We start from the raw sequence: 13,077 nt of genomic DNA, 5'->3' as shown, positions 1-13,077 counted from the left end.
AAAATTTTACTAAATCAGATTAATCACACACGCAAGATTTCAGCAAGGCTATTTTCATCTAGATTGCTGATTCAACAAAAAAACTCCCCTCCCTATGCTTAAATCGCATAGGGACGAGAGTTTACCCGCGGTTCCACCCTATTTGCTGCTGACTAGATCTAGTCAAAATGCAGCCTCTTTAATAGGCCCAAAGGCCAATATGCTCAAGAATTCCTTCCTTAACCCTCCATACCCTAGCTCGCACCATCCTAGGTTCGCTTTTATAGATATAATTAAGTACTCTTTTCTCTCATTGCAAGAAGTATTTTTTTGAATTTTATCGAACATCCGTATGATTGTCAATAGTTCACTATTGATTGTTTAACTGTTCCATCTGCTTTAGAAACCTTTTTGACTTTAGACTTAATCCCGAATATTCATCATAGTAAGTTGAAATAACTTTTTTCAATTCAGCTTTCGTTTCCGGTTTAACAGAGATATTTCCAAGTCGTGATAAATCAAAATAATAAAATACTCTTAATAGCTTTACTGTAGCCGGAGTAATTTTCAAATGATAAGGATCCTTATCAAAACAGTGATCACAAATAAAGCCACCTTCTCTAAAAGAAAAGGCGAATCTGCCATCTGTTCTTCCACAAATCGCACATTTATCCAAAATGGGATAAAGTCCAAGGACATTTAAAATCTTCATTTCAAAAATATGAGTAAGAATTTCCGGATCATAGCCTTCGTTGATATAATTCAATGTTTGTTGAATTAATTCAAACAAAAATGGATTAGGTTTCTTTTCATCCGTACTTTTATCAAGTAATTCAACTATATAGCTTGTGTAGGCCGTAAGAAAAATATCCTCTCTGATATGGCGATAGGAAGAAATTAATTCTCCTTGCTGTAATCCCCCTAAGCCGCTTCCTTTCTGAACTAAAAACTGACCATATGTAAAGGGTTGGGTAATGGCTGAAAGCCTGCTATTTGGCTTTTTTGCACCACGAGCCATTACACCAATTTTCCCCCACTCACGTGTATAAAAAGTAACGACTTTATTCGTTTCACCATAATCAGTCGTCCTAATGACAATACCTTCACATTTCTGTAACAATTCGTGTCACCATCCCCAAGAAGTGACAAACCTAAGAGATGGGAAAATCTGCATCTGCTAGCTCTTCATTCTGATTTCCGGGTATTTCTTGATTCTCCTTCTCTAATTCCTTAAAGAGAAGATATGTGTCAATATTACCTGTTTGTGAGAATACCTTCCAGGTAAATTCCAACATTGAAAACCCCACCTTTCAATTTTTAACTAGCGATTTATATCCCAAAACCTATATTTATCATTGCCTTTCTTCCAAAATTCATGAGACGTAAATATTGTTAACAAAAAACATGCATAAATGATTCTGCTTGATAATATTGTAAAAAGGGCATGACTAATACTCATCCTCACGGAAGCCAAAATCTCTTAGTTGTGATAATTTATTGCGCCAATCTTTTTGCACTTTCACCCATAACTCTAAGAACACTTTAGAACCTAGAAGATTCTCTATATCCACTCTTGCTCTTTTCCCAATTTCTTTCAGCATGCTCCCTTGTTTACCAATAATAATACCTTTTTGTGAATCCCTTTCGACAATAACAGTTGCCATTATATGAATGACGTCTTTCTCTTCTAAGCGTTCAATTTTGTCGATCACTACAGCCAATGAATGAGGAATTTCCTCTCTTGTTAAATGTAATGCCTTTTCACGTATCAACTCTGAAATAATAAAGCGTTCAGGATGATCCGTTACTTGGTCAGCTGGATAATATTGTGGACCCTCAGGCATGTATTGCTTAATTTGTTCAAGAAGACGATCCACATTATTTCCCTCTAATGCAGAAATGGGGACTACTTCTGAAAAATCATATTTTTCTTTATAAGATTCAATGATGGAAAGCAGGTCATCTGGATGGACTTTATCGATCTTGTTAATGACAAGGAAGACAGGAGTTTTAAGCGACTTGAACTTTTCGATAATAAATTCTTCTCCACGTCCATATCCTTCCTCAGCATTGACCATAAACAAGACAGCATCCACTTCTTTTAGTGTATTTTGTGCTACCTTCATCATGAAATCACCAAGCTTATGCTTTGGCTTATGAATTCCTGGTGTATCGATAAAAATCATTTGTGAATCATCAGTAGTCAGCACACCCTGTACCTTGTTTCTTGTTGTTTGCGGCTTATCACTCATGATTGCTATTTTTTGACCAATGACTCGGTTTAGGAAAGTGGATTTTCCTACATTTGGCCTTCCAATAATGGAGACAAATCCTGATTTAAATGTTTTTGTTTTCATTGTTTCTTTATTCATATAAGTCCTCCGGTGAAAATGCGCCTGGCAGCAATTCTGCGACTGTTAATTGTTTCGTTTCGCCCTTCAGATTGGCTAAAATCACTTTCATATCTTTTGGGCATAGTTCTGAAATGACCTGTCTGCATGCTCCACAAGGTGCAACAGGCCCGTCTGTATCTGCAATTACTGTAAGCAATTTAAACTTACGGTCTCCCTCAGAGACTGCTTTGAAGAGGGCGGTTCTTTCCGCACAATTTGACATACTAAAGGCTGCATTTTCAATATTACACCCATGATAAACTTTCCCATCATCGGTTAATAATGCTGCTCCAACCTTAAATTTCGAGTAAGGAACATATGCCTTTTCTCTTGCTAATTTTGCTTCGTTAATAAGCATATTTTCGTCCACAACAATCTTTCCCTTCCAACTTCGAGACTGGTGCCCCTGTAATCCATTTTACATGATTTCTTTGTAAATTTCATCGTTTGTAGCAAAAACGTAATAAAAAATTGAATTTTCAAAAAATATACTTTTTCTCTTTTAAGGGTGCTTAGTCATTTTACCCTTATTCATGACCGTTTTCAATTCGCTTATAGTAGAAGCTTATTGCTAAACGCATTTTCATTTGTTTTTAAGTCCCTAAAAAAAGATCAACTTTAATTAAAAAGTTGATCCTTCCGCTAATTCAAACAGATTAAAAGAGCTTTGGCCAAAAAATTAGTAGCCCCACGATTACTGAAAGAATAGCATATGCGAACACAGCTCCTGCTGCGATATCTTTTGCTTGTTTCGCTAGCGGATGAAATTCCTCAGTAACTAAATCAACCACTCTTTCAATTGCCGTATTCAATAATTCTAATGAAATCATTCCGCCAATGGCAAAAATTACAAATAGCCATTCTATTTTCGTTAAGGAAGTCCACCAACCTAGACAAATAACGGCTAGAGCAAAAAATACATGTATTTTCATATTTCTCTCTTTTTTAATAGCCAAGAGAATTCCGCAGGTCGCATGCTGAAAAGTGGAGATTACGGTCCGACTTTTAGGTCTATATTTATCGTTTAAGTCCGAATTCATCTAATATTTCCCTTTGTTTTCCGAACATAATCGTTTCATCTTCTTCTGTCATATGATCATATCCTAATAGGTGTAAAAAACCATGCACTGCCAAAAATCCAAGTTCCCGTAAAGAGGAATGTCCATATTCTTCAGCTTGCTCATGGGCCCGTTCAACTGAAATTATGATATCCCCGAGAATCCTTGGCATATCTGGTCCATGAAGCTCTGTTTCTCCTTGACCCATTTCCTCTAATGCAAAGGAAATAACATCTGTCGGCTGGTTTTTATCCCGATATTCCCGATTAATTTCTTGGATGCGTTCGTTCGTAACGAAGGTAACAGATACCTCACTTCCAGATTCAACATTTTCCTTTTCAGCAGCAAAGTTTAATATTTTTTGAATGGTTGAAATAACGTCCTCACTTACTTCATTTGTTTCATCTAAAAAATCAATTTCTAATTTCATGCTTGTTTCACCTTCTGTTTATTCATTTCAGGATACTCGATTCGTGAATGAAAAATCCCCTTAAGCGTATCACATAATGTGTTAGCAACTGTTTCAAGCTCACTTAATGTCAAATTGCATTCATTCAATTGTCCATCAGACAAACGGTCAGATATAATCGATTTCACTAAATTTTCGATTTGCTCCGGTGTTGGTTGTCTCATGGAACGAACAGCTGCTTCCACGCTATCAGCAATTCCAATAATCGCATTTTCCTTCGTCTGTGGTTTAGGTCCAGAATAGCGATACTCATCTTCCTTCACATCGGCATTCTTTTCTTTTGCTTTGTAATAGAAAAATTTAATTAAGGTCGTTCCATGATGTTGCTCGGCAATATCCATGATTTCCTTTGGCATTTTATACCTTTTTAAGGTTTCCACTCCATCCTTCACATGGGCTAAAATAATATCTTTGCTTGTTTGTGGAGGAAGGCGGTCATGTGGATTTTCAATATTCATTTGATTTTCAATGAAAAACTGTGGCCGTTTAGTTTTCCCAATATCGTGATAATAGCATCCCACTCTTGCCAATAATCCATTTGCGCCAATTGCTTCACAAGCAGATTCCGCAAGATTCGCAACCATCACACTATGATGATAGGTTCCAGGGGCTTCCATCAAAATTTTTCTTAATAAGGGATGATTAGGATTCGAAAGCTCGATTAACCGCATCGTAGATAAAATCCCAAATCCCGCTTCAAAAAACGGCAATAATCCAATCGTTAAGACCGCAGAAATAGCTCCGGAAATAAGAGCTGCAACTAGGTAAAAAATAAAATCACTAATATCTAAATGGCCATTTTTCAAAAAGATTAAGGAAAAAATGACGATGAGATTAATGACAGATACAAATAAACCTGCGCGTAAGATTTTGGAACGCTGATTCTGCTTCCTTAAAAATAATATACCAGCAATACCACCACAAATAATATAAATTCCAACATTAACATTTAAATTACCCGTAATCCCTTCATTAAACATCACGCAGCCACAAAGGGACAATATAATGGTAAATTGAAGAGCCAATCTTTCATCTATCAGAATTCTAATTAGCATAGCACCTAGAGCAACCGGGAAAATATAGCCAATCTCAGCATAATCAAATTGTTGCAGAAGACTTATTGCCTTCATAAACAAAATATTGATTATAAAAATTAAACTAAAGAGAAGTAAATGATTTTGCTTAGCTTCCCGGTCCTCCTTCGTCTCAAAAAAGTAATAATAGAGAACAGAGAGGATGATCAAAATTAACAATCCAAGTCCGACAAATGGCTGGATCGCAATCTGATTATCTAAAAATCCGACAAGCTTCAGCTGTCTGTATATGTCCCGGCTGATTAGCTGATTTTCTTCAACGATGATTTGGCCTTGAAGAATTTTAACCGGTTCTACAGCTTCAACTGCCTGCTGGCGGCGCTCCTTCGTGGTCACTGAATCATAAAATTCATTTTGCAAAATGGCAAAGCGCCCTAATTCAATAGCGGCCTTTTTGACATTGCTATCTAAATTGGTAAACTTTAATTCTTCCTCGACACGCTTTTTGGCGTTTTCCACCTGGTTCGCAGGAATACGGCTAGTCATAACATTATTTATGGCAGTAACCGTTAAATCGCTGGCACTTTGTACAGTTGGATCTGATGCTTGCAAAAGAGCAGCAAAAACCTCATCCGATACATCCTCTGTGACACCTTCGGTCAGCTTTGCTTTCATTAAATCGACTTGCTCTTTTAAAGTCGGCATTTTAAAATTGGAGGCGTCTTCTTTTACTGCCTTTTCCTGACTATCCTTTATATCCTCCTTAACTTCAGTAGATGCGTCAAAAATTGATTTAATTAAATCTACACGATTTTCGGCAATTTCTTTATTCAGGACGTATACATCCTGAATTTGATCCTCTGCTTCTTTTTTCTTTCTTTCCGTACTTTCTTTATCCTCAATCGTAATCGGGGAGCGAATGGTCTGATTAGCAACAGAAAACAATTTGATGTTCATTTTTTCTGGCTTCACATTGTTATACATGGATGCATATAAAATCATTCCTAAAATCAAAAACAACAATATTCTGAAAAAAGTGATATCGAGTAAATTTCTAAGCTTCGATAATTGATTTTGAAATTTTTCCATTATTCTCCCTCCTATCCTGTTTTAACTTAAACAAGATAAGCGATTAAAATTATTATAATATGTAAAATGATAACAGTTTTTTATTCAAGTTTCACCTTTTTCCCTTAATAAGTTACAAATTTTCAATGTGAATAGGGATATTTAACCAACTCAGGTGCGCTTTTCTCGTAAGAAAATGCTATATAAGGATATTTATTCAACCAGATTGTAAAAAAAACCGTCCGGAAGTCCCGAACGGCTTTATTGACCACTTTTATCGTATGCCTGCACAATTTTGCTAACGAGAGGGTGACGAACAACATCGCTTTGTTCTAAAAAAACAAACGAAATTCCTTTCACATTCGCTAATACCTTCTCAGCCTCTATCAAACCAGAATGGATTCCTTTCGGTAAATCTATTTGCGTTTGATCTCCTGTAATGATCATTTTAGAACCAAACCCAAGTCTTGTTAAGAACATTTTCATCTGGGCATGTGTTGTATTTTGTGCTTCATCTAGAATAACGAAGGCATCATCAAGTGTCCTTCCGCGCATATAGGCTAGGGGAGCTATTTCAATCGTTCCTCTTTCAATTAATCGACCAGTCTGTTCTGTTCCTAAAATATCATGCAGTGCATCATATAAAGGTCGAAGATACGGATCAACTTTTTCCTTTAAATCTCCAGGTAAAAAGCCGAGACTTTCACCTGCCTCCACAGCTGGACGGGTTAAAATGATCCGCTTCACCTGGCCGTTTTTAAGGGCATTTACAGCCATAACGACCGCTAAATAGGTTTTTCCTGTTCCTGCTGGTCCAATTCCAAATACAAGATCATTCTTCCTCATAGCTGTTAAATATTGTTGCTGACCAAGTGTTTTTACACGTATGGATTTGCCCTTAGCGTTCTTTGCGATTTCTTCCTCATATATATCGATAAAATAATCTAATGTCCCTTTTTTGGCTAATTGGATAGCATAAATGACATCTCTACCGCTTATATTAATGCCCTTACGAATTACTTGAAGCAACTTGTGGATGATTTGGCTAACCATCTCCACTTTTTCTTGATCACCGGATACAAGAATTTGTTCACCGCGAGTGACGATTGAAACCCCTAACTCTTGTTCAATCATCTTCACATTTGTATCCGAATTTCCTAATAAATTAATGGCTTCATTATGATTTTCTAATTGTACGTTAATTGTGATTAAATCATCTGTCATTCTGAGTCTCCTTGAATTATCGGTTGTCCCACTGCAATATTCTCAATAATTTGGAAATGGATTGATAACTTAACTTTACCATTCTCAAAAGATTGTTGCAAAACATTTTCACCTTTAATTATAGCATCTTCAGACAAATGGCTTTTTATATCTTTGCGTGCCATTTCTTTCGCAATGTTTACAGCTTCCTTTTTGGAATAGCTTCTTTCCACTTTCTCCCTTTCACGAAAGGTTTTTTCCGTGTATGAAATCGGAATCTGCCATTTTAAGAAACGAACCTTCTTCTCATTCACTTCTGTTTCATATTGGTTAAATTCCAATTTCCCAAAGCCCCAAATTGGAACTTGCCATTTCCCTAATTTAAGATAATGCTTTCTTTTTTCCTTTCCATTAAACACCTGGAAGGTGGTTTCAAGAGGGAGCTCTACCTCTGTTTTATACCAAGTCTCTCCATAAACCTTCCCCTTTGCCGGGACTTCCTTTGTTTCCCCTTCCTTCCCTATGACACCAGAAACTAATAACTGTCCTTTCTTGACATGCTGATTGACTTCTACCATTGGTTGTCCTTCCTCGACAAACATATCAACAATGACAGCTTTCTTTTTCGCAACTAAATTTTGTCTATCTACCTGCTTTGGCTTTTTCGGTTCATTTTTTTCCACAACTTTTAAGGAATAAGTTGTCCCCTTTAATTCAACACCAACCCAAGTAATTTCATCAATTTGATTGGTGAGTTCGCTTTGTATTCCTTCCACATTATTAATAAAAAATTGAAGTTGTCCAACTTTCACGCCCATTTTATCTAATTCTTTGCGGATTTTATATTCCGTTGCCGGATTAGCCCCTTTAATTTCGATTCCCCAAACCATATTCGACAAAATAAAAATAATAAATAGAAACAAAATAGCTCCGGCAAGAAACCCGCCATTCTTCATTAATCTTTTCAATAGGAAAGGAACTCCGCTTCGGCGCAGGAACTCAATTTTACAATCCGAGTCCCTTGCCGCATGTCTTAATTTATGCACATCCTGAAGACCGATTTTCAATGTAACCGCATGCGTACCATGCCGTTTGACATTCCAAATATATATTCCACTCCTGATGCACTTATTGATGAGACGCTCTATCCCATTCCCCGATACCTTAACCGCAACAATTCCAGAAAAAAACAAAATCCACTGATTCTTCATTTTTTCCTCCTGAATGATTCTTTTTATCTTATAACTCCACAAACTAATCATTTAAAAATAAAACCTGATCGATTTTCCCTTCTAATAGAATTTCATCAGGTAATATCGTTTTGATTACAAATGTTTTTCCCTTTATTAAAAGCTGTCCCTGTTTAAGGAGCAGACGTAATTCTTTGTCAGAGAACGCGATTAACCCCCTGTGGTTCTCAATATAGATATGAATTTGTCCAATCATCGTAATGCGGGGTAAATCCATCATGACATCTTGAGGTAGATCCATTTGCTTGGTCATCCAGTTGCGGACTCGTTGCCCCCACTTTTTTGCCATAAAAAAAAGAACCCCCTTTCATCTCATGTTTATGAGATAAAAATGGGTTCTAGCACTTCTTTTTTATCAACCCTCATATTAAAAATCTACGGATTTCTCGTAAAACTCCGATGAGATTTCTTTGCACGAGGGGGTCCAAGAATTTCTGACCAAATGACGGCATCGCGTAGTTTATTTTCTAATTTCGCTTGATTGATTGAATTAGATTTTTTCTCAACATTTATGGCTTTGATTTTTGCAACCTGTTGTTCCATTTGTGCTTTTTGTTTGTTTAATTCCTCAATTTGTGAAATGGCTTCTTGTTTTACCTCTTCATATTGAGATGCAAGATCATTCATCGAAGATTCAATTGTTCTCTTTTGCTCAAATGGCTTTATTTCCCTATGTTGCTGCTCAGGCATTTCTGACCGCATTAATGGTTTATTAAATGGATTCCCATTTGACCTAGGAGTCTGCCATGATTTTTGCGTTGGGAATGCTTTTGTTTGCCTAGATGAACGCCCTTTGATTGGAGCTTTTTTTTTCTGATCTTTTTCCTTTTTGAACAAAGAGGATATAATCCCAATAATCACGATAATGATAAAAGGATTCTCAAATAGATATTTCACGAGAAAAGCACTCCCTTCAAAGAGCAATTCGATAATGATCGGTCTTTATTTCGTATTATGATCATCATTCATTTTCCCAATGGAATCCCGCATATCGGTATCTGCGGAAATATTTTGGAAATTCATATAATCCATCACACCAATTTTTCCTGAACGAAGCGCCTCTGCCATGGCTAATGGTACTGTTGCCTCCGCTTCCACAACCTTCGCTCTCATTTCTTCCACTTGCGCTTTCATTTCTTGCTCTTTAGCAACAGCCATAGCACGACGTTCCTCTGCCTTAGCTTGAGCAATTTTCTTATCCGCTTCCGCTTGGTCTGTTTGCAACATCGCACCAATGTTTTTACCGATATCGACATCGGCGATATCAATGGACAGAATTTCAAAAGCAGTACCTGCATCCAATCCTTTGGATAAAACGGTTTGGGAAATCATATCTGGATTTTCTAAAACCTTTTTATGATCTGCTGATGATCCAATTGTCGATACAATTCCTTCTCCGACACGAGCCACGACGGTTTCCTCGCCCGCACCTCCGACTAACCGATCTATATTAGCCCGAACAGTGATTCTTGCTTTCGCTTTCATTTCGATACCATCCATGGCCACACCAGCAATAAATGGCGTTTCAATAACCTTGGGATTTACACTCATTTGTACAGCTTGTAATACATCACGACCCGCCAAATCAATCGCAGCACAACGTTCAAAGGTTAATTCAATGTTTGCCCGATGAGCAGCTATTAAAGCATTCACAACTCGATCTACATTACCTCCAGCAAGGTAATGACTTTCTAATTGATTCGTCGTAACATTAAGACCTGCTTTATGTGCTTTAATTAAGGGATTGATTACTCGACTTGGAATAACCCGACGTAACCTCATTCCAATTAAGGTAAAGATTGAAACTCTTACACCTGCCGCTAAAGCTGAAACCCATAGCATAACAGGAACAAATGTAAATAATATAGCTAATAAAATAATACCAACAACAATCGCAATTAATAATAATGCAGTACCAGCTGTTATCATCTATTGTCCTCCTCATTTGTTTGATTTGCAGATATTTCTCTTACAACGATACGCGCACCTTCCACTTTTATCACTTTTACTTTAGCTGATTTTTGGATAAACTCACCTTCACTGACAACATCAATTCTCTCATCACCTATTACAATTGTTCCCGCTGGTCTCAGTACAGTAAGGGCATAGCCTTCTAATCCAAGTAAATCTGTTCGATTTCGATTTGAGACATATCCTTTTTCAGTATTGGTCGAGTCGGTTAAGATAATCTTCTTAAAGAGCTTCATTTTTCTACCAAACACCTTTACCATTAGTATTGAAACAAAAATGGATACTCCAATTGCAATCAGCAACGAAATGGCCATATGGACAGCATTATCTGCTGCCAGAAAGAAACTTGTAATAATAGCAGCTAACCCTAATAAGCCTGTAATACCACCTGGAACAAAAAATTCTAAGATAACCAGCCCAATCCCCAGTACAAAGAGAATAATGGTTTCATACCCTGCAAGTCCGGCGATAAGATGACCATAGAAAAAGAGTAAAAGGGAAGATATTCCTATAATTCCAGGAATACCAAAGCCTGGCGAGAACAGTTCTAAAACGAGCCCTAGGCTTCCAATTGTAAGAAGAATCGGAATGACTACAGGATTTGTGATAAATCGCGCTAATTTCTCAGCAAAGCTTTCATCCAAATGACGAATATCGGCATGGGCATAACCAAGATGTTGAAGTAAGGAATCTAAATTGGGATATGTTCCCTCAGAATAATGTACTTCCACTGCTTGATCAGATGTTAGGGTCAATAATTTTCCCTTTGGGGCCCCTAACTTTGGTAAATCAACATCCTCATCTGCCATTGCAAGGGCATAAATGGGATTTCTTCCATTTTGTTTAGCAGCACTTTGCATCGCAGCAAGCCAATACGATTCAGCTTTTTTGTCCGCGGTATTCCCTTCCTGATCAATGATAGCAGCTGAACCCATGGTTGCACCACTTGCCATATATATTTCATCTGTGTTTAAGGCAATATAGGCACCAGCTGATAGCGCTTGTTTATTCACAAAAGAAATGGTCTTTACCTTAGTAGATGACAGCAACTTTCCAATTTGCCCTGCAGCATCTACAGCACCACCAGGTGTATTTAATTCAAAAATAATACTTGAGGCATGCTCTTCTTCTGCCGTTTTAACGGCGCGATTTAAAAAGGCATAGAGACCCTTTTCCACTGTATCTTCCACAGGAACCACATAGACAATATCGCGATTAGAAGCCGTGCTATCAAAAGGAAAGAGGCCAATGAAAAGGGGAAGAAAAAATGCTATGCAAATAAATAAATTTCTAATCCTCACCTTATTCCTCCTTTCATCGTTCATATTCCATGTTACGGATGAAAGTTAATAAAAGTTTCATTTCCATCATATCAATTAAGCATCAGGAATAAAACATGATTAGAAAAAAATCCAGATAAAGAAAACTCGTCGATTGGCGAGCCTTCAGGCGAAGACAGAGGCGTAGTTCACCGAAAAAAGAAAAGCACTTTTTTCGGCTGCGAAGCGTCTCTCGGAAGCCTCCCTTTGTGCACTTATACTTAATTCCTAAAATTGGCTTCTACGTCGAATTTTCATCATTGCTGCCAATTTATACTCCCTCATAAAAGTAACGATTTTCTCGCGTTTTCTCCGTTTTTCTCAGTTTTTTAAATTTTATATGACTGTTTTCATCGTGTATAGTCAGAAAGTAATATTCTTTTGGTGGAGGAGGGCGTGCTTAAATATGCCCTCTTCTTCAACTTTTCCATAAAAAGGGAATATTTGAATAATATGGTCGCTGTTGGATCCCACAATATTCATGGCGGCACACCCTCCCATTTCTCACGGCGTCATATCACTGATACGCGCATACATTCCTTCGTTCTGCCTATCCATGAAGCGGGGTCGGCGATGCTTTCTTGCGGGGTCATAGCCCAATAGTATAAATGCTTGCCTACTGCTCCTAGCTTCTGATGTCTTAGTCTTTATTATTGAATCCCTGATCCTAACGTTTACTTAACACTTTTATATTTTTAACTAAAGCGGCTTTCCGTTTGACATTTACTCCTAAAATACAACTTTCAGAACTTACCTAGGATGGGGGCATGGTAGCTGCCTGGCCCTCATATATTGCTTCATTTCCTGACTGTACCTTGCCTATGCAGCTTTTGGCAGGCTAAAATGCGGGATATCATTCATCATCCTGACCGGGTTGAACTCCACTTGTTTTTTTCCAACTGTAAAGAGAATACGGATTAACTTGCAACACAGGGCAATGATAGACTGTTTCTTTTTCAAAGGGTTTTCATTCCTCGTAATAAAATACTGATGCAAGGCTTTGAAGGCCGGATTCTGAGCTATCAGGGGCAGGACGACTTTAAACAGTAAAGCTCTAAGCTTTGGCCTTCCCCTCTTGGTGATGATTGTTTGTCCCTTCCATTTGCCTGACGTAGCCAGCCTTAAATTTAGCCCTGCTAATTTGATGATTTGTTCAGGATGCGTATACTTGCTTAAATCCCCGATTTCCGCAAAAAAACTTGCCACCGTTATTTCTCCGACCCCTTTAATCGCTATCATTTCTTTGACCCCAGGGATCCCATTAAGAAGTTTTTTGATTTCGCTCCATACATTCTCGATCTCTTCCTGCAGGAGAAAGTATTGAGCTAATAAA

At 37.6% G+C, this 13,077-nt stretch carries 14 protein-coding genes; all 14 read right to left on the bottom strand.

Annotation, left to right across the window (positions count from 1 at the left end; all coding sequences use genetic code 11):
• Window positions 1–349: 349 nt before the first annotated feature.
• Complete coding sequence (gene recO / locus ACE38V_RS03030; protein ID WP_375839681.1) at window positions 350–1,099, bottom strand: DNA repair protein RecO; 750 nt, start codon at window positions 1,097–1,099, stop codon at window positions 350–352.
• 31 nt (window positions 1,100–1,130) lie between these two features.
• Window positions 1,131–1,274 carry a YqzL family protein gene (locus tag ACE38V_RS03025; protein WP_375839680.1) on the bottom strand — a complete coding sequence of 48 codons (144 nt, stop codon included), beginning with the start codon at window positions 1,272–1,274 and terminating at the stop codon, window positions 1,131–1,133.
• 153 nt (window positions 1,275–1,427) lie between these two features.
• Window positions 1,428–2,351 carry a GTPase Era gene (era, locus tag ACE38V_RS03020; protein ID WP_375839679.1) on the bottom strand — a complete coding sequence of 308 codons (924 nt, stop codon included), beginning with the start codon at window positions 2,349–2,351 and terminating at the stop codon, window positions 1,428–1,430.
• Window positions 2,344–2,742, bottom strand: a complete 399-nt coding sequence (locus tag ACE38V_RS03015) for a cytidine deaminase (RefSeq protein WP_375839678.1) — start codon at window positions 2,740–2,742, stop codon at window positions 2,344–2,346. Before ACE38V_RS03015 ends, era begins: the two co-directional genes overlap by 8 nt.
• A 286-nt stretch (window positions 2,743–3,028) precedes the next feature.
• Entirely contained in the window at window positions 3,029–3,412 is a 384-nt protein-coding gene (locus tag ACE38V_RS03010) for a diacylglycerol kinase family protein (protein WP_375839677.1), read from the bottom strand.
• Window positions 3,390–3,860, bottom strand: coding sequence for an rRNA maturation RNase YbeY (gene ybeY / locus ACE38V_RS03005; protein ID WP_375839676.1), 471 nt, complete (start codon window positions 3,858–3,860; stop codon window positions 3,390–3,392). The genes ACE38V_RS03010 and ybeY overlap by 23 nt, the downstream gene beginning before the upstream one ends.
• The gene (locus tag ACE38V_RS03000; protein ID WP_375839675.1) at window positions 3,857–6,022 is read right to left on the bottom strand and encodes an HD family phosphohydrolase; all 2,166 of its coding nucleotides are present in this window, start codon (window positions 6,020–6,022) and stop codon (window positions 3,857–3,859) included. The genes ybeY and ACE38V_RS03000 overlap by 4 nt, the downstream gene beginning before the upstream one ends.
• A 240-nt stretch (window positions 6,023–6,262) precedes the next feature.
• Window positions 6,263–7,225: a PhoH family protein gene (locus tag ACE38V_RS02995; RefSeq protein WP_375839674.1), complete on the bottom strand. Its 963-nt coding sequence runs from the start codon at window positions 7,223–7,225 to the stop codon at window positions 6,263–6,265.
• Window positions 7,222–8,415, bottom strand: a complete 1,194-nt coding sequence (yqfD, locus tag ACE38V_RS02990) for a sporulation protein YqfD (protein WP_375839673.1) — start codon at window positions 8,413–8,415, stop codon at window positions 7,222–7,224. Before yqfD ends, ACE38V_RS02995 begins: the two co-directional genes overlap by 4 nt.
• A 43-nt stretch (window positions 8,416–8,458) precedes the next feature.
• A complete protein-coding gene (gene yqfC, locus ACE38V_RS02985; protein WP_375839672.1) occupies window positions 8,459–8,743 on the bottom strand; it encodes a sporulation protein YqfC in 285 nt (94 codons plus the stop codon).
• A gap of 86 nt (window positions 8,744–8,829) precedes the next feature.
• A complete protein-coding gene (locus tag ACE38V_RS02980) occupies window positions 8,830–9,351 on the bottom strand; it encodes a hypothetical protein (protein WP_375839671.1) in 522 nt (173 codons plus the stop codon).
• Window positions 9,352–9,396: 45 nt separating this feature from the next.
• Window positions 9,397–10,383: a flotillin-like protein FloA gene (gene floA, locus ACE38V_RS02975; RefSeq protein ID WP_375839670.1), complete on the bottom strand. Its 987-nt coding sequence runs from the start codon at window positions 10,381–10,383 to the stop codon at window positions 9,397–9,399.
• Window positions 10,380–11,750 carry an NfeD family protein gene (locus ACE38V_RS02970; protein ID WP_375839669.1) on the bottom strand — a complete coding sequence of 457 codons (1,371 nt, stop codon included), beginning with the start codon at window positions 11,748–11,750 and terminating at the stop codon, window positions 10,380–10,382. Before ACE38V_RS02970 ends, floA begins: the two co-directional genes overlap by 4 nt.
• 813 nt (window positions 11,751–12,563) lie before the next feature.
• A partial coding sequence (locus tag ACE38V_RS02965; RefSeq protein WP_375839668.1) for a transposase occupies window positions 12,564–13,077 on the bottom strand: 514 nt, incomplete at its 5' end.

The sequence above is a fragment of the Cytobacillus sp. Hz8 genome, assembly GCF_042263505.1.
GTDB lineage: Bacteria > Bacillota > Bacilli > Bacillales > Cytobacillaceae > Bacillus_BE.
This window is presented reverse-complemented; position numbering and strand designations above follow the sequence as displayed.

What these genes read in the sequence shown, in the direction of transcription:
- ACE38V_RS03010 (WP_375839677.1), bottom strand. Translation starts at nt 3,412, where the DNA reads ATGAATTCGGACTTAAACGATAAATATAGACCTAAAAGTCGGACCGTA.
- floA (WP_375839670.1), bottom strand. Translation starts at nt 10,383, where the DNA reads ATGATAACAGCTGGTACTGCATTATTATTAATTGCGATTGTTGTTGGT.
- ACE38V_RS02970 (WP_375839669.1), bottom strand. Translation starts at nt 11,750, where the DNA reads ATGAACGATGAAAGGAGGAATAAGGTGAGGATTAGAAATTTATTTATT.
- ACE38V_RS03025 (WP_375839680.1), bottom strand. Translation starts at nt 1,274, where the DNA reads ATGTTGGAATTTACCTGGAAGGTATTCTCACAAACAGGTAATATTGAC.
- yqfD (WP_375839673.1), bottom strand. Translation starts at nt 8,415, where the DNA reads ATGAAGAATCAGTGGATTTTGTTTTTTTCTGGAATTGTTGCGGTTAAG.
- ACE38V_RS02995 (WP_375839674.1), bottom strand. Translation starts at nt 7,225, where the DNA reads ATGACAGATGATTTAATCACAATTAACGTACAATTAGAAAATCATAAT.
- ACE38V_RS03000 (WP_375839675.1), bottom strand. Translation starts at nt 6,022, where the DNA reads ATGGAAAAATTTCAAAATCAATTATCGAAGCTTAGAAATTTACTCGAT.
- era (WP_375839679.1), bottom strand. Translation starts at nt 2,351, where the DNA reads ATGAATAAAGAAACAATGAAAACAAAAACATTTAAATCAGGATTTGTC.
- ybeY (WP_375839676.1), bottom strand. Translation starts at nt 3,860, where the DNA reads ATGAAATTAGAAATTGATTTTTTAGATGAAACAAATGAAGTAAGTGAG.
- yqfC (WP_375839672.1), bottom strand. Translation starts at nt 8,743, where the DNA reads ATGGCAAAAAAGTGGGGGCAACGAGTCCGCAACTGGATGACCAAGCAA.